22 protein-coding genes, 1 tRNA gene and 1 other RNA gene are annotated in these 20,160 nt (G+C 70.5%); 6 read left to right on the top strand and 18 right to left on the bottom strand.

What is annotated here, in order from left to right; translation table 11 throughout:
- Positions 1 to 7 precede the first annotated feature (7 nt).
- From L0965_RS11655 to L0965_RS11645, 3 genes are read right to left on the bottom strand one after another with little or no spacing between them, the layout of a single operon-like run.
- Entirely contained in the window at positions 8 to 1,192 is a 1,185-nt protein-coding gene (locus L0965_RS11655; protein ID WP_101306195.1) for an acetyl-CoA C-acyltransferase, read from the bottom strand.
- A complete protein-coding gene (locus L0965_RS11650) occupies positions 1,189 to 1,842 on the bottom strand; it encodes a 3-oxoacid CoA-transferase subunit B (protein ID WP_198553613.1) in 654 nt (217 codons plus the stop codon). The genes L0965_RS11655 and L0965_RS11650 overlap by 4 nt, the downstream gene beginning before the upstream one ends.
- Before the next feature lies 1 nt (position 1,843).
- A complete protein-coding gene (locus tag L0965_RS11645) occupies positions 1,844 to 2,644 on the bottom strand; it encodes a CoA transferase subunit A (RefSeq protein WP_101306194.1) in 801 nt (266 codons plus the stop codon).
- Positions 2,645 to 2,751: 107 nt separating this feature from the next.
- On the opposite strand from L0965_RS11645, the gene L0965_RS11640 reads away from it, so the two are divergent.
- The gene (locus L0965_RS11640; RefSeq protein WP_101306193.1) at positions 2,752 to 3,540 is read left to right on the top strand and encodes an IclR family transcriptional regulator; all 789 of its coding nucleotides are present in this window, start codon (positions 2,752 to 2,754) and stop codon (positions 3,538 to 3,540) included.
- 121 nt (positions 3,541 to 3,661) lie between these two features.
- On the opposite strand, the gene L0965_RS11635 is transcribed toward L0965_RS11640, so the two are convergent.
- Genes L0965_RS11635 through L0965_RS11595 form a run of 9 tightly spaced genes read right to left on the bottom strand, consistent with a single transcriptional unit; the run spans position 3,662 to position 12,301 of the window.
- Positions 3,662 to 4,570, bottom strand: coding sequence for an alpha/beta fold hydrolase (locus L0965_RS11635; protein ID WP_101307218.1), 909 nt, complete (start codon positions 4,568 to 4,570; stop codon positions 3,662 to 3,664).
- On the bottom strand, positions 4,567 to 5,319 hold the full coding sequence (locus L0965_RS11630) for a 3-hydroxybutyrate dehydrogenase (protein ID WP_101306192.1): 753 nt from the start codon (positions 5,317 to 5,319) through the stop codon (positions 4,567 to 4,569). The genes L0965_RS11635 and L0965_RS11630 overlap by 4 nt, the downstream gene beginning before the upstream one ends.
- Positions 5,312 to 5,989, bottom strand: a complete 678-nt coding sequence (locus tag L0965_RS11625; RefSeq protein ID WP_101306191.1) for a TetR/AcrR family transcriptional regulator — start codon at positions 5,987 to 5,989, stop codon at positions 5,312 to 5,314. Before L0965_RS11625 ends, L0965_RS11630 begins: the two co-directional genes overlap by 8 nt.
- Entirely contained in the window at positions 5,976 to 7,538 is a 1,563-nt protein-coding gene (locus L0965_RS11620; RefSeq protein ID WP_101306190.1) for a class I adenylate-forming enzyme family protein, read from the bottom strand. Before L0965_RS11620 ends, L0965_RS11625 begins: the two co-directional genes overlap by 14 nt.
- Before the next feature lie 22 nt (positions 7,539 to 7,560).
- Complete coding sequence (locus tag L0965_RS11615; RefSeq protein WP_101306189.1) at positions 7,561 to 8,703, bottom strand: branched-chain amino acid ABC transporter permease; 1,143 nt, start codon at positions 8,701 to 8,703, stop codon at positions 7,561 to 7,563.
- Positions 8,700 to 9,575 carry a branched-chain amino acid ABC transporter permease gene (locus L0965_RS11610; protein ID WP_101306188.1) on the bottom strand — a complete coding sequence of 292 codons (876 nt, stop codon included), beginning with the start codon at positions 9,573 to 9,575 and terminating at the stop codon, positions 8,700 to 8,702. Before L0965_RS11610 ends, L0965_RS11615 begins: the two co-directional genes overlap by 4 nt.
- A complete protein-coding gene (locus L0965_RS11605; RefSeq protein WP_101306187.1) occupies positions 9,572 to 10,282 on the bottom strand; it encodes an ABC transporter ATP-binding protein in 711 nt (236 codons plus the stop codon). Before L0965_RS11605 ends, L0965_RS11610 begins: the two co-directional genes overlap by 4 nt.
- On the bottom strand, positions 10,279 to 11,067 hold the full coding sequence (locus tag L0965_RS11600; RefSeq protein ID WP_101306186.1) for an ABC transporter ATP-binding protein: 789 nt from the start codon (positions 11,065 to 11,067) through the stop codon (positions 10,279 to 10,281). Before L0965_RS11600 ends, L0965_RS11605 begins: the two co-directional genes overlap by 4 nt.
- A gap of 25 nt (positions 11,068 to 11,092) precedes the next feature.
- Positions 11,093 to 12,301: a substrate-binding domain-containing protein gene (locus tag L0965_RS11595; RefSeq protein ID WP_060959369.1), complete on the bottom strand. Its 1,209-nt coding sequence runs from the start codon at positions 12,299 to 12,301 to the stop codon at positions 11,093 to 11,095.
- 155 nt (positions 12,302 to 12,456) lie between these two features.
- Between L0965_RS11595 and L0965_RS11590 the strand changes: the two genes are divergently transcribed.
- Positions 12,457 to 12,888, top strand: coding sequence for a MarR family winged helix-turn-helix transcriptional regulator (locus L0965_RS11590; protein ID WP_101306185.1), 432 nt, complete (start codon positions 12,457 to 12,459; stop codon positions 12,886 to 12,888).
- Entirely contained in the window at positions 12,885 to 14,120 is a 1,236-nt protein-coding gene (locus tag L0965_RS11585) for an MFS transporter (RefSeq protein ID WP_060959362.1), read from the top strand. The genes L0965_RS11590 and L0965_RS11585 overlap by 4 nt, the downstream gene beginning before the upstream one ends.
- Positions 14,121 to 14,174: 54 nt before the next feature.
- On the opposite strand, the gene L0965_RS11580 is transcribed toward L0965_RS11585, so the two are convergent.
- Together L0965_RS11580 and L0965_RS11575 are read right to left on the bottom strand one after the other, a co-directional pair.
- The gene (locus L0965_RS11580) at positions 14,175 to 14,618 is read right to left on the bottom strand and encodes a hypothetical protein (protein ID WP_101306184.1); all 444 of its coding nucleotides are present in this window, start codon (positions 14,616 to 14,618) and stop codon (positions 14,175 to 14,177) included.
- Positions 14,619 to 14,741: 123 nt separating this feature from the next.
- Positions 14,742 to 14,817 (bottom strand) — tRNA-Lys (locus tag L0965_RS11575).
- 114 nt (positions 14,818 to 14,931) lie between these two features.
- Here L0965_RS11575 and L0965_RS11570 point away from each other — a divergent pair.
- Together L0965_RS11570 and L0965_RS11565 are read left to right on the top strand one after the other, a co-directional pair.
- Positions 14,932 to 15,771, top strand: a complete 840-nt coding sequence (locus L0965_RS11570) for an inositol monophosphatase family protein (protein WP_101306113.1) — start codon at positions 14,932 to 14,934, stop codon at positions 15,769 to 15,771.
- Positions 15,772 to 15,791: 20 nt separating this feature from the next.
- Positions 15,792 to 16,391, top strand: coding sequence for a nitrate ABC transporter substrate-binding protein (locus tag L0965_RS11565; RefSeq protein ID WP_101306112.1), 600 nt, complete (start codon positions 15,792 to 15,794; stop codon positions 16,389 to 16,391).
- A gap of 84 nt (positions 16,392 to 16,475) precedes the next feature.
- On the opposite strand, the gene ssrA is transcribed toward L0965_RS11565, so the two are convergent.
- Positions 16,476 to 16,845, bottom strand: a transfer-messenger RNA (tmRNA) gene (gene ssrA, locus L0965_RS11560).
- A gap of 84 nt (positions 16,846 to 16,929) precedes the next feature.
- On the opposite strand from ssrA, the gene L0965_RS11555 reads away from it, so the two are divergent.
- Positions 16,930 to 17,586, top strand: coding sequence for an SIMPL domain-containing protein (locus tag L0965_RS11555; RefSeq protein WP_060959358.1), 657 nt, complete (start codon positions 16,930 to 16,932; stop codon positions 17,584 to 17,586).
- A 65-nt stretch (positions 17,587 to 17,651) separates the two neighbouring features.
- On the opposite strand, the gene smpB is transcribed toward L0965_RS11555, so the two are convergent.
- From smpB to ftsE, 3 genes are all read right to left on the bottom strand, one after another.
- Complete coding sequence (gene smpB, locus L0965_RS11550; RefSeq protein WP_060959357.1) at positions 17,652 to 18,128, bottom strand: SsrA-binding protein SmpB; 477 nt, start codon at positions 18,126 to 18,128, stop codon at positions 17,652 to 17,654.
- A gap of 71 nt (positions 18,129 to 18,199) precedes the next feature.
- Positions 18,200 to 19,114 carry a permease-like cell division protein FtsX gene (gene ftsX / locus L0965_RS11545; protein WP_060959356.1) on the bottom strand — a complete coding sequence of 305 codons (915 nt, stop codon included), beginning with the start codon at positions 19,112 to 19,114 and terminating at the stop codon, positions 18,200 to 18,202.
- Complete coding sequence (gene ftsE / locus L0965_RS11540; protein WP_061781823.1) at positions 19,111 to 20,148, bottom strand: cell division ATP-binding protein FtsE; 1,038 nt, start codon at positions 20,146 to 20,148, stop codon at positions 19,111 to 19,113. The genes ftsX and ftsE overlap by 4 nt, the downstream gene beginning before the upstream one ends.
- Positions 20,149 to 20,160 lie beyond the last annotated feature (12 nt).

The following is a 20,160-nucleotide window of genomic DNA, read 5'->3' as shown; positions in this document are numbered from 1 at the left end:
GCCGTGCTCAGCGCGTGAGGATCAGCGCTTCCCCCTGACCGCCCCCGCCGCAGAGGCCGACGGCTGCCGTGCCCGAACCGCGGCGGACGAGCTCGTGCACGGCGTGCACGACGAGCCGCGCGCCGGAGGCGCCGATCGGGTGACCGAGCGCGATGCCGCCGCCGTGGACGTTCACGACGTCCTCCCCCACCCCGAGCTCGCGCTGCGAGCGGGCGACGACGGCGCCGAACGCCTCGTTGATCTCGATGAGATCCACATCGGATGCCGCGAGGTGCTGGCGCTGCAGGGCCTGGGCGATCGCGCGCGCGGGCTGCGCGTGCAGCGAGTTGTCGGGGCCGGCAACCTGACCGGCCGCGCCCACCACGGCAAGAACGGGCCAGCCGCTCGCGTCGGCGTGCGCACGCGTGGTCAGCACCACGGCGGCCGCGCCGTCGGAGATCTGCGATGCGTTGCCGGCCGTGATCGACCCGTCGGCCGAGAACGCGGGGCGAAGACCGGCGAGCGTCTCCTCGGTGGTCTCGTCGCGGATGCCCTCATCGGTGGTGATGGTCACCGCGGGACCGCGGCGCTGCGCCACCTCGACCGCGACGATCTCGGCGTCGAAGACCCCGGCATCCCGCGCCGCCGCGGCGCGCCGGTGCGACAGGGCGGCGACGCGGTCCTGCTGTTCGCGCGTCACCTCGAACCGCGGGTTCAGCCGCTCGGTCGACGCACCCATGCTCTCGCGGTCGTACGCGTCGGTCAGACCGTCGTAGGCCATGTGGTCGAGCACCTCGACGGATCCGTAGCTCCAGCCCTCGCGCGAGCCCATCAGCAGGTGCGGCGCGCGCGTCATCGACTCCATGCCGCCCGCGACGACGACCCTCGCGTCGCCGGAGGCGATCATCCGCTTGGCGTCGATGATCGCGGTCAGTCCCGACAGGCACACCTTGTTGACGGCAGATGCCGGGACGTCCCAGCCGAGTCCGCCGGCGAGGGCCGCCTGGCGCGCCGGGTTCTGTCCGGAACCGGCCGGCAGCACCTGGCCCATGATCACGGCATCCACGGCGTCGGCGGGGATGGCCCCCTGTGCGAGCGCGCCGGCGATGGCGAACCCGCCGAGCTGCGGGGCGGTGAAGGAGGCGAGCTGCCCCTTGAGCCGGCCCTGCGGCGTGCGGGCGGCGGCCACGATGACGATGTCGTCGGTGCTCATGCGATCTCCTCGAGTGCGTCGGCGATGATCAAGTGGGGTTCGGTGGCGGCGACGACCTCGGCGACGCTGACACCCGGAGCGGTCTCCACGAGCACGAGCCCGTCGGCCGTGACGTCGATGACGGCGAGGTCGGTGATGATCCGGTCGACGACTCCGCGTCCCGTGAGCGGCAGCGAACACGCGTCGACGATCTTGGCCGAGCCGTCGCGCGCGACGTGCTCCATCAGCACGATCACGCGTTCCGCGCCGTGGACGAGGTCCATGGCGCCCCCCGGACCCTTGACCATCTTCCCGGGGATCATCCAGTTCGCCAGGTCGCCGGAGGCCGACACCTGCATGGCGCCGAGGATGGCCGCGTCGATCTTCCCGCCGCGGATCATGCCGAAGCTCAGCGCCGAGTCGAAGAACGCGGCGCCCGGGAGGACCGTGACGGTCTCCTTGCCGGCGTTGATGAGGTCGGGGTCGACGTGGGCCTCGGTCGGATACGGACCGACGCCGAGGATGCCGTTCTCCGACTGCAGCACGACGGTGACGTCGTCGGGCACGAAGTTCGGCACGAGCGTCGGCAGACCGATGCCGAGGTTCACATACGACCCGTCGGCCAGCTCCGCGGCCGCACGTGCGGCCATCTCGTTGCGGGTGCGCGCCATCTCAGGCTCCTTCCGGGATGTCGCGGTCGGCGCTGTCGTCGACCGTGACGGTGCGGCGCTCGATGCGCTTCTCGATGTCGGTGCCGACCTCCACGATGCGGTGCACGTAGATGCCGGGCAGGTGGATGCCGTCGGGGTCGAGTTCGCCGGGGGCGACGAGCTCTTCCACCTGCGCGATGCATACCCTCCCGGCCATGGCGGCGAGCGGATTGAAGTTGCGGGCGGCCTTGTGGAAGACGAGGTTGCCGTGGGTGTCGCCCTTCGCGGCGTGCACGAGCGCGAAGTCGGTGACGATCGCCTCTTCGAGCACGTAGTCGCGCTCCTCGCCGGTGACGGCGAAGGTGCGGACATCCTTCGGCGGCGACGCCACCGCGATGCCCCCGGCGCCGTCGTACTTGCGCGGCAGTCCGCCCTCCGCGACCTGGGTCCCGACGCCGGTCTGGGTGAAGAAGGCCGCGATGCCCGCGCCGCCGGCGCGGAGCTTCTCGGCGAGCGTGCCCTGGGGCGTCAGCTCCAGCTCGAGCTCGCCGGAGAGGAACTGCCGCTCGAACTCCTTGTTCTCGCCGACGTAGGAGGAGGTCATCTTGCGGATGCGTTTCGCGTTCAGCAGCACGCCGAGGCCCCAGTCGTCGACGCCGCAGTTGTTCGAGACGATCGACAGGTCGCGCGTGCCCTGGGCCAGCAGCGCCTCGATGAGCGCGATGGGATTGCCCGAGAGGCCGAATCCGCCGACGGCCAGCGATGCGCCGTCCGGGATGTCGGCCACCGCATCGGCGGCCGACGGGTAGGTCTTGTCGATCACGAATCACTCCTTTGTCACCGCGTGTCCGCCTCCATCCTCCGCCGTCGCACCCGGCCGCGCACGTCGGCGCTTGCCATGTGGATGCCGCGGCGCGTACTGTCCACATCATGGACACCGCGCGACGAACGGTTCCCGGCGCGCAGTCGGTGGCGCGGGCGGCGGCGCTGCTGCGGCTCGTGACGTCGGCGGGCGAGGAGGGCCTCTCGGTCGCCGAGATCGCCCGCCGCGCCGAGCTGACCCGCCCGACCACGCACCGTCTGCTCACCGCGCTGCGTCACGAAGGCCTCGTCGACCAGGACGAGCGCACCGGCGCGTGGATGCCGGGACCCGAGCTCTACCTCATGGGGACGGTCGCGGCATCCCGCTACGACATCACCGCCATCGCGCGCGACATCGTCCGGTCGCTCGCGGTGCGCACCGAGGAGAGCGCGTTCCTGTCGGTGCGCCGCGGCGACGAGACGGTGTGCCTCATCCGCGAGGACGGCGCGTTCCCGATCCGGTCGTTCGTCTTGTCGGAGGGCGTGCGCTTCCCCCTGGGCGTCGCATCGGCGGGGCTCGCCATCCTCGCCTTCCTGCCGCCCCACGATGTGGACGCGTACTTCGAGCGGCATCCCGAGCTCGCCGAGCGCCACGGCGCGGCGCACGCCGAGCCGCGTCTGCGCGCGCGTCTGCGCGAGACGCAGGCCCGCGGCTACGCCCTCAACCCGGGACTCATCGTCGAGGGCAGCTACGGCATCGGAGCGGCCGTGTTCACGCGCGCGGGGCACCCGCAGTGGGCGCTGAGCCTCACGGGGGTCGACTTCCGGTTCTCCCCCGAGCGCATTCCCGATCTCGGACGCACGCTCCTCGCCCACGCGCACCAGCTGACCACGCGCGTCGCCGCCGGCGCCCACTAGCCGCCGCCTCTGCCGCGGCCCCGGCATCCCCCGCCGAGAAACCACCGCCACCCCGAGAAACCACCGCAGCGGTGATGTGTCGAGACGCCGATGGTTTCTCGGGATGCCGAGGGCGGCGGAGCTACGGCGTGAGCGGCACGGCGGCGGCGAGCTGCTCCTCCACCAGCGCGGCCAGGCGGTCGGCACCGGCGTGGGAGAGCACCACCGTGTAGTGGTTGAACTCCGGCCACGCCACGTGCGCCACCGACGGATACGTCCGCAGGAGTGCGGCGAGGTGCGCGGGCGGATACAGCCCCGGCCCCTCGTCCTGCAGCCCCCGCGGCACGGTGACGAGGGTGGTCGGCGCCGTGAGCGCCTCGAGGGCGTCGCGCACCGTCGAGCGGGTGTTCATGTCGACGGTGTCCTCGACGGTGGTGGCATAGCTCGTCGCCGGTCGGTACGAGCCGTCGGCCTCGCGGTCGAGGTCGTACGCGAGGTAGTGCTCGAGGGCGGGCGACCAGTCGGCCGCGAACGCGGGGTGCCCGCGCCAGAACGCCAGGTAGTCGTCCACGTCAGCGAAGCGGCGCGAGAGCCGCGCGGCCGTCGGCCCGAGGATGGCCGCGACCAGCTCGTCCGGCGTCAGGTCGGCCGGGGCGACCAGCGGAAGTCCCCCGTCGACGAGGAGGAGACGCGCCACGAGGTCGGGATGCCGGTGCGCGAACACCACCGACACGAACGCGCCCATGGAGTGCGCGACCACCAGGTCGGGCACGAGCTGCAGCGCCGCGCAGACGGCGGCAAGATCGTCGGCGTGCGCCGCCATGCCCGCCGGTCCCTGCACGCCGTTGCTGCGACCGCGACCGCGCAGGTCCGGCGCGACGATCCTCACGTGCGGCAGCGCCTCGGCGAGCAGCTCCCACGCGAGGTGCGACGAGGTGACCCCGTGGACGGCGAGGATCGTCGGGGCGCCCGGCTCGGCCTCCCACACACCGACCCGCAGCGAACCGCCGGGGACGGCGACATCGACGGCGCGCGCCGTGCGGGTGCTCATCGTGCCGTCCATCCGCCATCCATCGTGTAGCTGGCGCCGGTGACCATCCCGGCGTGATCGCTCGCCAGCCAGCCCGCCAGAGAGGCGACCTCGGCCGGCTCGATCAGGCGTTTGACGACCGATTCGGTGAGCATGATCTTCTCCACGACCTCCTCTTCGGGGATGCCGTGCACGCTCGCCTGGTCGGCGATCTGCTTCTCGACCAAGGGCGTGCGCACATACGCGGGGTTGATGCAGTTGCTGGTGACCCCGTGGGGGCCGCCCTCCAGCGCCGTCACCTTCGACAGCCCCTCCAGGGCGTGCTTGGCGGTCACGTACGCCGACTTGTAGGCGCTCGCGCGCAGGCCGTGCGCGCTGGAGATGTTGATGATGCGTCCCCATCCCCGCTCGTACATCCCGGGCAGCACGGCGCGGATCAGCAGGAAGGGCGATTCGACCATGAGCCGCTGCATGAACCGGAAGCGCTCGGGCGCGAACTCGGTGATCGGCGCGACGGTCTGCACACCCGCGTTGTTCACGAGGATGTCGGCATCCAGCGAGAGGTCGTCCAGCGCCGCCGTCGCGGAGAGGTCGACGACCCACGCCTCTCCGCCGAGGCGCTCCGCCACCTCCTGCGCGGCGTCGCCGTTGAAGTCGGCGATCACCACGTGCGCGCCGCGGCGCGCGAACTCCTCGGCGCAGGCGAGGCCGATGCCGCTCGCGCCGCCGGTCACGACGGCGCGGCGCCCGGCGAGGTCCTGCTCAGTCATGGTCCTGTCCCCTCTCGCCGCGTGCCGCGAGCGCGTTGCGGATGAAGCGCATCATGCCGTCGATGACGGCGTCGGGGATCGCCGCCGGAGGCTGCCCCTCCTCATCGCGCTCCCAGAGCAGGAAGCGCATGCCGATCAGCTCACCGGCGCCCATGAGAGCCCAGGCGGTCACCTCCGGGTCGAGCCCGGTGTCGACGTCACCGGATGCCTGCGCGGCGCGCAGACCGGCCTCGTAGCCTTCCACGATGCGCGTGTAGTGCAGCCGCAGCATCTCGGGCGAGACGAACTCCGCCTCGCGCACCACCCGGTACAGCGCCGGGTGGGCGGCGGTGAAGCGGAAGAACCCCTCGAAGCCCGCGCGCTCCGCGTCGATGCGGTTGTCGGTGTCGGCCATCGCCTCGGCCATCGCGTGGCGTACGCGGCGGTTGAGATCGACGACCAGCTCCTCGAAGACCTGCTGCTTGCTGTCGAAGTAGAGATAGAAGGTGCCGAGCCCGATCCCCGCGCGCTCCGTGATCTTCACGATCGACGCCTCGTGGTAGCCGAGGTGGGCGAAGACCTCCTCCGCGGCTTCCAGGAGCTTGCGGCGGGTGGCCTCGCCGCGCTTGGTCAGCGGTTTCCCGGCCGCGGAGAAGGCCGCTTCGGGCTCGAACTGCTCAACTGTGCTCACGAGCACTTCCTCTCACCAGGTCGGCGGCCCGAGCGCGCAGTCGAGAACGGGCCAGCTTCTCGATCGTGGACCGTGGCAGGTCGTCGACGAACGCGACGCGCACGGGGACTTTGAAACCCGCCAGTTCCGCGCGGGCGTGGGCGAGCACCTCGTCGGCGCCGAGCGCCGCGCCCTCCGCCCGTACGACGAACGCGACGCCGCGCTCGCCCCACACGTCGTCGGGCACTCCCACGACCGCGGCATCCGCGATCGCCGGATGCAGGAGGAGGGCGCGCTCCACCTCGGCGGGGGCGACGTTCTCGCCACCGGAGATGAAGATGTCCTTCCTGCGGTCGACGATGCGGAAGACCCCGTCCGCGTCGCGGTGCACCACGTCCCCCGTGCGCAGCCAGTCCCCCGTCATCGCCCGCGCGGTCGCCGCGGGGTCGTGGAGGTAGCCCGCGAACACGCTCGGCCCCCGCACCCACAGCTCGCCGGTCGCCTCCCCGCTCAGCTCGAGGCCCGCGTCGGGATCGACGACCCGCACGTCGACGTGGGGGTAGGGCCGCCCGACCGCTCCGGGATGGACACCGCTCTCGGATGCCGGCAGGCACAGCACGTTGGGAGCCGCCTCGGTCAGGCCGTACCCCTGGGTGAGCGGCACACCGGCATCCGCCCACCGCGCCGCGAGCGCCGGTGGGATCGTCGCGCCGCCGACGAGCGCCTGACGCAGCCGTCCGCGGGCGAGGGCGCCGAAGCCGGGGTCGTCGATCAGCAGCCGGTACTGGGTGGGCACGCCCATCATGGCCGTCACACCCCGCTCGGCGAGCAGCTGCAGCACACGCCGCGGCTGGAACGAGCGTTCCAGCACGACCGTCGCGCCGACCCACCAGGCCAGCAGCGGCTGACAGTTCCAGGCGGCCACGTGGAACTGCGGCAGCACCGCCAGCACGACGTCGTCGGCGGTCAGCTGCGCCACGCCCGCGAGCGCGAGGTTGTTCCAGAAGCAGTTGGCGTGGGTCAGGACGACACCCTTCGGCGCCGCCTCGCTGCCGGAGGTGTAGATGACCAGAAGCGGATCGTCGTCGCGCACGGCGCGGGCGGGCGCGGCCGCGCTCGCATCGCCGCGCGGCGGGACGGCCGCCTCGATGCCGGTCGTGCCGAGCAGTGCCGTCGGTGGCGGCGCGGCCACGCGCGACAGCGCGTCGGTCGCCACGCCGAGGTACTCGTCCTCGATCGCCACGAGCGACGGGGCCGCATGCAGCAGAGCCTCGCCCAACTCCCGCGACGACAGCCGCCACGACAGCGGCACCATCGCGATGCCCGCCTTCGCGCACGCGAAGAACACCACGACGTGGTCGATCGAGTTGCCGGTGATCGTCGCGAGCCGATCGCCCGGGCCGTAGCCCGCGCGACGGAGGGATGCCGCGAGCTCGCGGGCCCGCGCTTCGAGGTCGCCGTAGCCGATCCGCACGCCGCGGTCGTCGATGGCGGTGCGGTCGGGCGTGCCGCCGGCACGATCGGTGAGCCAGCGGCCGATCGTGTGCGCGCCGTCGAGGTCGCCGGTCATCACCCTCGCCCCCTCCCGCCGCTCACGCGCGCACCTGCGCGGGCTCGGCGACGGCGTCGTCCGCATCGTCGATCTGGCGCAGCTGCGAGCGGGTGCGCTCGCCGCGACGACGGCGCACCGCCGCATCGATCGTGCCGGCGATGCCGCCGGGCAGGAACATCACCACGAGGATGAACAGTACGCCCAGCAGGAACAACGGCTCCGACAACGGGATGCGCAGCACGTCGGGAAGGTCGCGGATCCACTCCGCGCGCGCCAGCACCGTGAGCCGCTGGTCGAGGATCGTGTAGAGCACGCCGCCCACGATGGCACCCCACCGGAACCCGACGCCACCGAGCACGACCATCACGAGCACGGTGATCGTCAGATCGGCGCCGACGGCGCTGGGCTGCGTGCCCGACTGCAGCAGCATGTAGGCGATACCGGCGAGGGAGGCGCACAGCGCCGCCGCGACGAACACGAGCAGCTTCGCGGCGTAGGGGCGCAGGCCGAGCACCTGCACGCGCAGCTCGTTCTCGCGCGTCGCCTGCGCCAGGTGGCCGAGCCGCGACCGATCGACCCACAGCACCACCAGGTACACGATCACCAGCACGACGAGGGTCACCCAGTAGAGGTTGCGGGTGTTCGACACGCCGACGAGCCAGGCGGGGATCTGGTCGACGGGCAGACGCAGCCCCTCCTCACCGCCCGTGACGTCCTGATTGCGGCGGACGAGCACCGATCCCGCCTGGGCGAACGCGAGCGTCACCATCGCGAACGGGATGCCGGACACCCGCATCGAGATCGCGCCGGTGAACGCGGCGATGGCGAGACCGCCCACGAGCGCGATGAGCACCCCGGGCCACAGCGGCACCCCGACGAGCTTCAGCGCGAGGCCCAGCCCGTAGGCGCCGGCACCGAAGTACAGCGCATGACCGAACGACAGCATCCCGGAGGTCCCCAGCAGCAGGTTGTACGACAGCGCGAGCGCGGCGAACACCATGCACAGCGACAGCAGTGCGAGCGTGCCGGGTGTGTAGGTGGCACCGGGGAGGATGCCGGGGATCGAGATGTTCAGCAGCGGCAGCACGGCCATGACCACGACGAGGGCGGCGCCGACGACGAAGGGCAGGGCGGCGCCGCGGCGGCCCGGGATGAGGGTGGGGACCCCGGTGGTGACGGTCATGCTTTCCTCCCCATGAGGCCGGTGGGTCGCACGAGGAGCACGACGGCCAGCAGCACGACGACGATGAAGTCGCCCGTGCCGCTGAGGTACACGTTGGCGAACTGCTGGAGAACGGCCACCAGCACCGAGGCGATCGCCGCCCCCGTCAGCGAGCCGAGCCCGCCGATCACCGTGACGATGAAGGCGAAGATCAGGAGCGTCGCGCCGAGGTGGGCCGAGACGAACGTCGTGTAGTGCATCGCGAGCACGCCGCCGATGCCGGCCGCCGCGCCTCCGATCGCGAACACGAGCGTGAAGCTCCGGCGCACGTCGATGCCGAGCGCGGTGACCATCGATCGGTTCTCGACACCCGCGCGGATGATCATGCCGTACCGCGTCTTCTTCAGGAACAGCACCAGGGCGATCAATACGAGGGCGGCGGCCAGCATCAGCACCCAATAGGTGTTCGGGATGCGGGCGCCGAGGATCTCGGTGGTCTCCTTGAGCCAGGCAGGGCCGGCGATGTTCACGGCATCCGTCCCCCAGATGCCCTCGAACAGCGCCACCGCGGCGAAGGAGAGGCCGACGGTGACGAGCACCTGTTCGATGTGGCGTTCGTACAGCGGCCGGATGAGCACCAGCTCGGTCAGCGTGGCGAACACCGCTCCCACCAGCGCGCCGACGAGGATCGAGACGACGAACGAGCCCCACGAGGCGGTGCCGAGCGCCTGCGCGACCTGCCAGCCGATGAAGGCGCTGAGCGTGAGGAACGCGCCGTGGGCGAAGTTGAGCACGTGCATGAGCCCGTAGATGAGGCTGAGCCCCGACGCGACCAGGAAGTAGAGGGCGCCGAGTCCGATACCGGTCAGCAGGATGAGGACGATGCTGCTCATGCGTGGGCCTCCGCGCTGACGCCGAGGAGGCGGGTGGTGAGGGCGTCGTCGTCGAGGATCTCGCGGGCCTTTCCGGTGTGGACGACACGGCCGCCCGCGATGACGATCGCGTCGTCGGCGAGGCGGCGGACGACGTCGAGGTTCTGCTCGACGAGCAGGATCGGGACGATCTTGGCGGCCTCCTGGAGCGCCTGGGCGACCTCCCCGACGATCTTCGGGGCGAGACCCTTGGTCGGCTCATCGACGAGCAGGATCCGGTTCTCGTTGAGCAGCGCGCGGGCCACCGACACCATCTGCTGCTGCCCTCCGGACAGGGTGCCGGCGAGCTGGCCGCGGCGGGCGACGAGGTCGGGGAAGAGCTCCGCGACGAACTCGCGTCGTGGCTTCTTGTCGCGCTCGGCGAGGGCGAGGTTCTCCGCGACCGTGAGAGCGGCGAACACCTCCCGGTCTTCGGGCACGTAGCCGACGCCACGCTGGACGATGCGATACGTCGGAAGGGTGTCGATGCGCTCCCCCGCGAGCGTCACCTCGCCGCGACGCGAGATGAGACCCAGGATGCCGCGGATCGTCGAGGTCTTGCCGACGCCGTTGCGGCCCAGGACGGCGGTGATGCCCGTCGCCGGGACCTGGAAGGACACGTCCTCGACGACCTGCTGCCCGGCGATGGATGCCGACAGGTGCGAGACGGTGAGGATCGGTGCGCTCATGCGGCCGACTCCTGCGTCGGCTCTCCGGTGCGGCCGAGGTAGGCGCTCTGCACCACGGGGTTCTCCATGATCTGCTGGGGCGCGTCGAACGCGATGATCGACCCGGAATACATGACGGCGACCTTCTGCACGAAACCCATGAGCACGTCGATGTGGTGTTCCACCATCAGCACCGTGCAGCCCGTGGCATCCTGCATCGCGCGGATCGTGTCCACGAGTCCCGCGACATCGCCCGACGCGACACCCGCCATCGGCTCGTCGAGCAGCACGATCTTCGCCTCGGTGGCCAGCAGCACCGCGATCTCGAGCTTGCGCTTGTCGCCGTGCGAGATGTCGCCGGCGGCGGTGTCGAGCTTGTGGGTGAGACCCACCTTGACGAGCTGCTCGAGGGCGAGGGCGGTCGCGGCATCCGTCCGGCGGGGAAACCGCAGCAGCGAGTAGTTGCCGCCGAGACCGACCTGCGCGGCCAGGCGTACGTTCTCCAGCACGCTCAGGCGTGGGAACAGGCTCGAGGTCTGGAACGTGCGCCCCAGTCCCGCCCGCGCGCGCTGCGGAACCGACGCGCGGGTGATGTCGACGCCATCCATCAGGATGCGACCGGAGGTGGGCCGGATGACGCCGGAGATCACGTTGAACAGCGTGGTCTTGCCGGCGCCGTTCGGACCGATCACGCCGACGGTGCTGCCGGGCGCGATGTCGAGGTCGACGTCTTTCAGGATGGTGGCTCCGCCGATCTGCAGGCCGAGGCCTTCGATCGACAGCGCGGACGGGACGGGGGTGCTCATGCGGGTGCGCCTCGCTTCGTTCCGGTCACTTCTCGGCCGGTGCGACCTCGTCCGCGGGGACGGTGTCGACCAGTTCGGGAGCGAAGCTCCCGCCGGACGCGACGAGCTTGACCTGGTACATGTCCTGGATCAGCGCGTGATCGCCGGCACGCACGGTCAGCGAGCCCTTGGGGCCCTGGAAGGTGAAGCCCTCGAGGCTCTTGACCATCGCCTCGACGTCACCCTTGCCCTCCTTGACCGCCTGCACGACCATCAGGGCCGCGTTGAAGCCGTCGGGGGTGAACAGGTCGGGAGTGCCCCCGGCCGTGGTCACCGCGTCGACCATGGCGGTGTTGACCTCGTTGTCGGGCGCACCCGGGAAGTAGTAGTTGAGGAACTTGATCTTCTCGGATGCCGCGCCGTACGCCCCGAAGGTGGCGGAGTCGCCGAGGCCCGTGACGACGGGGACGGCGTCGAGCACGCCCTGCTGGCTCATCGCTTGCCACATCGCCCCCGAGGTGGCGCCGGCCCACGCGACGAAGACGAGGTCGGGCTTCGCGGCGAGCACCTGCTGTGCGAACGGCGTGAACTCGGTGACGTCCTCGGCGACGAGCACGCTGTTCACGGTCGCGCCCTTCGCCCCGAGGATCGCCTGGACCGCCGCCTCGTTGCCTTTGCCGAACGCGGTGTTCTGCGCGAACACGGTGACGGTCTTGCCGTTGAGGTCGCCGAGGAACGTGCCGGCCGTGGCGACGTCCTGCGCCGACTGCCGACCGCTGCGGAACGTGTAGGCGTTGACGCCGGTGAGCGCATCGGCGGCGGCGGGGCCCGAGATGAAGAGCACCTTGTTCTGACCGGCCTGCTCCGCCACCGCGGCGGCGACGCCCGACGAGGCGCTGCCGGCGAGGAGGGTGACACCCTGGCCGATGAGTTCCTTGACCGCGCCGACGGCGGTGTCGGGGTCGCCCGCGTCGTCGCGGTAGTCGATGGTGATCTTCGTGCCGTCGACCTCGTTCGAGCCGTCGGTCGCATAGTCGAGCCCGGCCTTGAAGCCGTCGAGGTACTGCTTGCCGTAGCTGGCGAGGGGGCCCGTCTCGCTGGTGACGACGCCCACCGTGATCTCGGCCGGGCCGGAGCCCTCGGTCGAGCCGCCGCCTGCGGCCCCGTCCTGCGGCGCGCAGGCCGACAGAGCGATGGCCGTCGTCGCGACGACGGCCACAAAACTCGCGTGGAGCAACTTCTTCGTAACCCGCATGTGCGTGCCTTTCACCATTGGAAGGAAGACCTGAGAACTGATTCAGGTACTGCCATCTTGTTCAGGTCTCTCCCCGATGTCAAACGCCGCGGGCGAGCCGGTGGTCACGATCCGGTAACCCACCCCTTTCCATACCGGCGGTATATACTGTGGGTATGCAACACACCGACGACATCCTGCGCCTGCTCGTCGGCGCGCACGCGCTCACCCGCGTCGCGTCGCTCGAGACCCGCACCGAAGCCCCCGCCGCCCAGTGGCGGACGCTCGTCCTGCTCCGCGACAACGGCCCCCTCCGCATCGGCGATCTCGCGACGCTCAGTCGCGTCACCCAGCCCGGCATGACGCGGCTGGTCACGCAGATGGCCGAGGCCGGGCTCGTCGAGCGCACCACAGACCCGGGCGACTCGCGCGCCACTCTCGTGTCGGCGACGGATGCCGGGATGAGCGCCCTCGACGAGTGGCTGCGGGTGCTGAGCGCCGCCCTCGCGCCGCGTTTCGCCGACCTGGACGAGCAGGAGTGGGCGACGATCCGTCGCGCCGCCGACATCGTCGATGCCCGCACGCGAGTCGCGGAGGTCGCCCGATGAGCGCCTCCCCCGCATCCTCCCGCGTCAACATCTGGCGTCAGCCCGCGCAGGTGTGGGCCGTCGCGTTCGCGTGCGTGATCGCCTTCATGGGCATCGGTCTGGTCGACCCGATCCTTCCCGCCATCGCCGAATCGCTGCAGGCGAGCCCCGTCGAGACCGAGCTGCTGTTCACGAGCTACCTGGTGGTCACCGGCCTGGCGATGCTCGTCACGAGCTGGATCTCTTCGCGCATCGGCACGAAGGCGACCCTGCTGATCGGCCTCGGCCTCATCGTCGTGTTCGCCCTGCTGTGCGCCCTGGCCGGCAGCGTCGACGCCGTCATCGGCTTCCGCGCCGGATGGGGTCTGGGCAACGCCCTGTTCATCTCGACCGCTCTCGCCACGATCGTCGGCGCAGCCTCGGGCGGCAGTGCCGCGGCGATCATCCTGTACGAGGCGGCGCTCGGTCTGGGCATCGCGATCGGACCGCTGCTCGGCGGCATCCTGGGTGAGATCAGCTGGCGCGGCCCGTTCTTCGGTGTCGTCGCGCTGATGGCGATCGCCTTCATCGCGGTGCTCGTGCTGCTGCGCGGCGGCGAGGAGAAGCGCACACCCGTGAAGCTGTCGGCGCCGTTCCAGGCGCTGCGCCAGCCCGCGCTCGCGGTGCTCGCGATCGCGGCGCTGTTCTACAACATCGGGTTCTTCGTGCTGCTGGCCTTCTCGCCGTTCCCGCTGGGATTCGGCGCGATGGGCATCGGTCTGACCTTCTTCGGCTGGGGAGTGGCGCTCGCCGTGACGAGCGTGTGGGTGGCTCCGATCCTGCTGCGTCGCCTGTCCCGCAGCACGGCCATGCTGGTGGTGCTGCCGCTGCTGGCGATCGATCTGCTCGTCGCCGCCGTCGTCGTCACCTCCCCCGCGGGGCTGGTGACCTGCATCATCGTCGGCGGTCTGCTGCTGGGTCTGATGAACACGATCCTCACCGAGTCGGTGATGGAGGCGACCGACCTGCCGCGCTCGGTGGCATCGTCGGCGTACTCCGCCGTGCGCTTCCTCGGCGGAGCCGCCGCTCCCCCGATCGCCGCCGCCCTGTGGCACGCGTTCAACGCCTCGGTGCCGTTCGTGTTCGCCGCCGTCTCGGTGCTGATCTCCGCGGCGACCATCCTGATCGGCCGGCGGGCGCTGGCCCGCATCGACGCCCACGACGCGGATGCCGCGGAGGAGGCCGCCGCGGTGCTCGTCGGCGACGCCGCGTAAGCGGGTGGCGGATGCGTCGGCGCTGATCGGCCTCGTCGGGCCGACGCATCCGCCTCACAGCGACCGCGCCGTGAACAGCGAGCTCGGGAGGTGCCCCGCCGCGAGCACGACGGCGGCGACCGCCATCCACGGATTGGCGAGCCACGCGGAACCGGCGAGGAACGCGGCGACGGGAAGCACGGCCATCGGCACGGGAACCCCCCACACGGGGCCGAAGAGGAGATCCAGCCCGCACCCGCCGGCGACGAAGCGGATCCACAGCGCCCCGTAGGCGACGACCAGCAGCGACACCGGCAGGGCCCACCACCAGCGCACATCCCCGCCGACGGTGATGACCGGCACCGTCACGCAGAGCACCTGCCCCACACGCTCCAGCGCGACCACGCCGCGCGGGACCCCGACGCTCGTCGGCGCCGGGCGCGGGGGAAACCGCACGAGCACGAGGCTGGGCGCGAACAGAGCGATGCTGAGCACGAGGCCGAGAGGCGAGAAGCCCATGCGTTCGAGAGTATCGACGCGGTTCGCAGCGCCGTGATGCGCGACGCCGTCAGTAAGTCGCGACCGTCGTCGGCGTCACAACGCAGACAGTCCCCCGACCTTGCGATCGAGGGACTGTCTCGGTGGTGCACCCCCTGGGACTCGAACCCAGAACCCACTGATTAAGAGTCAGTTGCTCTGCCGATTGAGCTAGAGGTGCGTTCCGTTCGGCCGCCGGATCCTCGAGAAGATCACTGGCGAACCGAGGGACAACGTTACCATCCCGAAAGGCTCACCGCGAATCGAGGCGACCGCGGCGCGTATCCTTGAGTGTGTGACCTCCCCCGCCACCGCGTCTCCCTGGAGCACGCCCTTCGACGGTGACCTCACCGACGACCTGCAGCTCGCGCTGCGACTCGCCGACGCGGCGGATGCCGTGACCATGGCGCGCTTCGACGCCGCCGATCTCGACATCCAGCTCAAGGCCGACGCGTCGCACGTGACAGAGGCGGATCTCGCCACCGAACGGGCCCTGCGCGACCTGCTGTCGACGCAGCGGCCGGATGACGGCATCCTGGGCGAGGAGTACGGCACCTCGGGCGACGAGACGCGGCAGTGGATCATCGACCCGATCGACGGCACGGCCAACTATCTCAAGGGCATCCCGATGTGGACGACCCTCATCGCGCTCGCGATCGACGGCGTGCCGCGCGTCGGCGTCGCGAGCCAGCCGGCACTCGGCCGGCGCTGGTGGGCGGCATCCGGACACGGCGCGTGGACGAACACCCCCGACGGCGGTAGCCGCCGACTCGGGGTCTCGAGCGTGGCGAGCGTCGCGGATGCGAGCGTGAGCTTCCAGTCCATCGCCCAGTGGGACGAGGTCGGCCGAACCGACGACCTGCTGCGCCTCAGCCGTGCCGTCTGGCGCGACCGCGGCTACGGAGACACGTGGCCCTACATGCTGCTCGCCGAGGGTCGCCTCGAGTTCGTCGCCGAGTTCGGCGTGAAGGAGTACGACATCGCCGCACTCGTGCCGATCGTGCACGAGGCCGGCGGCCGCTTCACCGACATCGACGGCGCCGACTCGATCGCGTCGCGCTCGTCCCTGGCGACCAATGGGCGCCTGCACGACGACTTCCTCACCCTCCTCGGCGCCTCCCCCGCCGCCCGCTGATCCGATCGGACCCCCCACCGATGACACGTTCTCGCTTCGCGCCCCTCGCCCTTCCGGCTCTGGCCCTCGCCACGGCGCTGGTGCTCACGGGGTGCGCGTCCGCCGCGCCGTCCGCCGCCGATCCCACGACGACCGGCAATGCGGTCTCGCCCACCCCTACCGGGGCCCTTCCAGAGCCGACGCCGGACGCCTCGGCGTCCTCCGGGTCGACCGACAGCTGCGAGGGCATGATCGACCCCGACACGCTCGCCGAGTTCAAGAGCAAGGGATGGACGTTCAAGCAGACCCCGTTCACGTTCGAGACCCAGCCGCCCAGCTCGGCGCTGGACGGCGGTCTCATCTGCACCTGGGCGAACTACTCGGTGGCGTCGGGGAACCTGATCGAGTTCGGCTGGTCGGCGATCACCGCGGACGAGGCGGAGACGATCGCGGAGCAGCTCGTGCAGGAGGGGTGGCGCCGCGAGCCCTCCGACGACGGCTTCTACATCACGCAGGACTCCGCTCGTGCGCTCACGACGGATGCCGACGGCTACGGCATGACGTATCAGTTCGGCGACGGCTGGGTCGCCGTCTCCGACACGAAGCAGAACCTGCTGCTCATCCCCGCCACCGCCGGCTGACGACGCGGCCACCCGGCTCTCCCACGACGAAGGCCCCGGCATCCATCGAAACGGATGCCGGGGCCTTCGCCGGTGACAGTGACGTCGTGGAGCTGGGGGGAATCGAACCCCCGTCCAACGCTGAGATACTGCGTCTTCTCCGGGCGCAGTCTGTGCAGACGTTCTGCTCGGCTCCGACCTTTGTCACAGACACCTAAGTCGACGAGCCCAGCCTGGGAAGAGTCCCGCGTGACGTCCAGGCGCCGTCACACAGCAAGACCCCTAGATGACGCCAGGGTCCGTGGCGGGGTCACACACGGTCTGACGGACTATCGGGCTCGCTTAGGCAGCGAGGGCGAAGTCAGTGCGCTTGGATTCGGCACTTGTAGTTTTGCAGAGATCGTTTACGAGATAACCCTGCATCCTCGGCCCGCTTCTCGCAGATTCACAGACGCTGTCGAAACCGATCAGCCCCGTGTGCCTTGCGGCGAATGAGCCACTGTCACGCTGTGGAGTTGTCACCGGATGCCGAAGGCACCCGAGCATTACAGTTTACCCCATGACCGATGTCACGATCACCGTCCGCGGCGAGAGCCATGCCCGTGTGCTTCCGGAGCGGGCGGTCGCGCACGTGACCGCGACCGCCGACGGCCCGGAACGCACCGCCGTCATCGAGCGCGTCTCGGCACTCGCCGAGCCGCTTCGAGGCGAACTGGCGGCACGTGCCGCGACGGGGGCGGTCGCGGAGTGGTCGAGCCAGCGCCTGTCGGTGTGGGCCGATCGTCCGTGGAACAACGAGGGACGCCAGCTCGATCTCGTGCACCACGCCGCCGTCGAGTTCACGGCGACCTTCGTCGACCCCACCGATCTGTCGGACTGGCTGAACGACATCGCCCTGACCGATGGCCTGCAGGTGGGCGCGATCGAGTGGCAGCTGACCCCGGCGACGCGGGCCCGCCTGGAGCGCGAGGTCGCGACGGATGCCGTGGCCGTCGCCGTCGACCGCGCCGCCGCCTACGCAGCGGCCATCGGGCGCCACGAGGTCGCCCCGGTCGAGATCGCCGACCTCGGACTGCTCGGATCGGCGACCGCGCCCGCGGCCCCGCGGATGATGGCGAAGGCCGCCGCGTTCGACTCCGCCGGTGCGGCCGTCGTGCTCCGCCCCGAGGAGATCGTCGTCTCCGCCGGGGTGGAGGCCCGCTTCACCGCCCGGTAACGGGCGCGCCCTCGGTCGTCGAGCAAGGCGCCGAGCGCCGATTCGAAACGCCCGGCCGTCCGCGACTATTCGCCGCGGAGGTTGCGGCTGCGCATCGCCCGCTCGGCTTCGCGCTTGTCCTCACGCTCGCGGATGGTCTGGCGCTTCTCGTACTCGCGCTTGCCCTTCGCCACCGCGATCTCGACCTTCGCACGGCCGTCGGAGAAGTACAGCTTCAGGGGGACGAGCGTGTACCCGCCCGCGCTGACGGCGTGTGACAGCTTGACGATCTCCTCCTTGTGCAGGAGGAGCTTCCGCGTGCGCTTCGAAGCGTGGTTGGTCCAGTGACCCTGCGAATACTCGGGGATGTGGACCGCGTCGAGGAACGCCTGCCCGCCGTCGATGTACGCGTATCCGTCGGTCAGATTGGCCCGCCCCTGACGCAGCGACTTCACCTCGGTCCCGGTCAGCACGAGGCCCGCCTCGTACGTCTTCTCGATGGTGTAGTCGTGGTGCGCGCGACGGTTGGTCGCGATGACCTTCTCCCCGCGTTCCCTGGGCATGGCTGATCCTTCGTCGTGTGGTCCGCCGAATGCGACGGGATGCCGCGGACACGGCAGCCCGTCAGTCTATCTCACGCCCGCAGCCACCGGCGGATCGCGAAGCCCGCGGACAGTGCCGCGAGGACCAGGCCGATGACGATGATCAGAGGGATGACGATCGCGGCATCCCCCATGTTCACCCAGTTGGTGATGAAGGTCACGCGTCCCTTGAGGTACTCCCCCACACCGAAGTGCACGCCGACGACGATCGCCGCCCCCGCCATCACCGACCCGATGAAGGCCGCGAAGACGCCCTCGAGGATGAACGGCGTCTGGATGAATCTGTTCGAGGCGCCAACGAGTCTCATGATCCCCACCTCCCGCCGTCGCGCATAGGCGGACAGGCGGATCGTGGTGGCGATGAGCAGGACCGCGGCGATCAGCATGAGCACGGCGATGCCGACCGCGATGTAGGTCGCGATCGTCAGCGCCGAGAAGAGCGGTTCGAGGTACTGCATCTGGTTCTTGACGCCCTCGACGCCGTCCATGCCCTGGAAGGCCTCGGTGATGACATCCGCCTTCCCGGGATCGACCAGCCCGACCCAGTAGGTCTCGCCGAGCTGCGCGGGGGTGACGTAGTCCTTGTACTCGTCGCCGTAGAGGTCGATGAGGTTCTGGTAGGCCTCGTCGGCGGACTCGTAGCGCACGTCGCGGACCACGCCGCCGAGAGCCGAGCTCGACAGCCGTTCGGAGACCTGATCGATCTGCTCCTGGGTCGCCGCGCCGTCTGCGCAGGTCGTCGCGGTGGAGTCGTCGCGGCACATCAGGATCGACACCTGCGCGCGATCGACCCAGTAGTCGCGCATCTTGCCGATCTGCATCTGCATCAGCATCGCCGCACCCACGAACGTCAGCGAGACGAACGTGACGAGCACGACGGAGATGACCATCGACGCGTTGCGGCGGAGCCCCGTGAGCGCCTCCGCGAGAATCAGCTGCATCCTCATGAGGTCGGTCCCACTTCGTCGTTCTCGTCGGTCTCGCGGCGGAGGCGATCGGCCACGCCGAGCCTGCCGAGGTCGATGTCACCGAGGCCGAGCTGGCCGAGGTCGACGTCCGGGGCGTTGATCGCGATCGGTCTCGTCGTGGGGGCCGGCTCGGCGGCGTCGGCCGCGGGCCGCTGCACGGGCGGGGTGCGCTCGGCGGGGACGGATGCCGCGGCATCCACCGTCGGCGGGGCGGGAACGGGCTCGACGGGCGCCTGCGCGATCTCGCGCTGCAGCTCGAGCACGGCGCTGAACGCCGCGGTCGCGGCGGCACCCTTCTCCGCCTGCGGGGTGAGCGACGGCAGCGACGACGTGTCGCCGTAGCCGCCGTGACGGTCGTCGCGCATCATCACGCCGCCGCGCAGCTCGATGACGCGCCGCTTCATCTGATCGACGAAGCCCGCTTCGTGGGTCGCCATCACCACCGTGGTGCCGCCGGCGTTGATGCGTGCGAGCAACTGCATGATCCCGATGGAGGTCGCGGGATCCAGGTTGCCGGTGGGCTCGTCGGCCAGGAGGATCTGCGGGCGGTTCACGATCGCCCGCGCGATCGCGACGCGCTGCTGCTCACCGCCGGAGAGCTCGTGCGGCAGTCGCTTCTCCTTGCCGTCGAGGCCCACGAGGGCGAGCGCCTCGGGCACCGCCTGCTGGATGAACCCTCGCGACGATCCGATGACCTGCAGCGTGAAGGCGACGTTCTGGAAGACGGTCTTGTTGGGCAGCAGCCGGAAGTCCTGGAAGACCGAGCCGATGTGTCGGCGGAAATAGGGGACCTTGCGCGTGGACAGCGTCTTCAGGTCGCGACCGAGCACGACGACGCGGCCCTCGCTCGGGCCGTCCTCCCGCAGGATCAGACGCAGACAGGACGACTTCCCCGAGCCGGACGCGCCCACGAGGAAGACGAACTCCCCGCGCTGCACCTCGAAGTCGACGTCGCTCAGCGCCGGCTTGCTGGTCCCTCGGTATTTCTTGGTGACGTGCTCGAACCGGATCATGACTCGACGAGC

The organism is Microbacterium sp. NFH-22A-Y (assembly GCF_021401375.1).
In the GTDB taxonomy this organism is placed as follows: domain Bacteria; phylum Actinomycetota; class Actinomycetes; order Actinomycetales; family Microbacteriaceae; genus Microbacterium; species Microbacterium hominis.
The sequence above is the reverse complement of the archived record's forward strand: the minus strand, read 5'-3'. Positions and strand labels throughout refer to the sequence as shown.

Excerpts from the sequence above, each read along its gene's own strand:
- L0965_RS11655 (WP_101306195.1), bottom strand. The coding sequence starts at position 1,192 with ATGAGCACCGACGACATCGTCATCGTGGCCGCCGCCCGCACGCCGCAG.
- L0965_RS11650 (WP_198553613.1), bottom strand. The coding sequence starts at position 1,842 with ATGGCGCGCACCCGCAACGAGATGGCCGCACGTGCGGCCGCGGAGCTG.
- L0965_RS11640 (WP_101306193.1), top strand. The coding sequence starts at position 2,752 with ATGGACACCGCGCGACGAACGGTTCCCGGCGCGCAGTCGGTGGCGCGG.
- L0965_RS11635 (WP_101307218.1), bottom strand. The coding sequence starts at position 4,570 with ATGAGCACCCGCACGGCGCGCGCCGTCGATGTCGCCGTCCCCGGCGGT.
- L0965_RS11630 (WP_101306192.1), bottom strand. The coding sequence starts at position 5,319 with ATGACTGAGCAGGACCTCGCCGGGCGCCGCGCCGTCGTGACCGGCGGC.
- L0965_RS11620 (WP_101306190.1), bottom strand. The coding sequence starts at position 7,538 with ATGACCGGCGACCTCGACGGCGCGCACACGATCGGCCGCTGGCTCACC.
- L0965_RS11615 (WP_101306189.1), bottom strand. The coding sequence starts at position 8,703 with ATGACCGTCACCACCGGGGTCCCCACCCTCATCCCGGGCCGCCGCGGC.
- L0965_RS11610 (WP_101306188.1), bottom strand. The coding sequence starts at position 9,575 with ATGAGCAGCATCGTCCTCATCCTGCTGACCGGTATCGGACTCGGCGCC.
- L0965_RS11605 (WP_101306187.1), bottom strand. The coding sequence starts at position 10,282 with ATGAGCGCACCGATCCTCACCGTCTCGCACCTGTCGGCATCCATCGCC.
- L0965_RS11600 (WP_101306186.1), bottom strand. The coding sequence starts at position 11,067 with ATGAGCACCCCCGTCCCGTCCGCGCTGTCGATCGAAGGCCTCGGCCTG.
- L0965_RS11595 (WP_060959369.1), bottom strand. The coding sequence starts at position 12,301 with ATGCGGGTTACGAAGAAGTTGCTCCACGCGAGTTTTGTGGCCGTCGTC.
- L0965_RS11590 (WP_101306185.1), top strand. The coding sequence starts at position 12,457 with ATGCAACACACCGACGACATCCTGCGCCTGCTCGTCGGCGCGCACGCG.
- L0965_RS11585 (WP_060959362.1), top strand. The coding sequence starts at position 12,885 with ATGAGCGCCTCCCCCGCATCCTCCCGCGTCAACATCTGGCGTCAGCCC.
- L0965_RS11580 (WP_101306184.1), bottom strand. The coding sequence starts at position 14,618 with ATGGGCTTCTCGCCTCTCGGCCTCGTGCTCAGCATCGCTCTGTTCGCG.
- L0965_RS11565 (WP_101306112.1), top strand. The coding sequence starts at position 15,792 with ATGACACGTTCTCGCTTCGCGCCCCTCGCCCTTCCGGCTCTGGCCCTC.
- L0965_RS11555 (WP_060959358.1), top strand. The coding sequence starts at position 16,930 with ATGACCGATGTCACGATCACCGTCCGCGGCGAGAGCCATGCCCGTGTG.
- smpB (WP_060959357.1), bottom strand. The coding sequence starts at position 18,128 with ATGCCCAGGGAACGCGGGGAGAAGGTCATCGCGACCAACCGTCGCGCG.
- ftsX (WP_060959356.1), bottom strand. The coding sequence starts at position 19,114 with ATGAGGATGCAGCTGATTCTCGCGGAGGCGCTCACGGGGCTCCGCCGC.
- ftsE (WP_061781823.1), bottom strand. The coding sequence starts at position 20,148 with ATGATCCGGTTCGAGCACGTCACCAAGAAATACCGAGGGACCAGCAAG.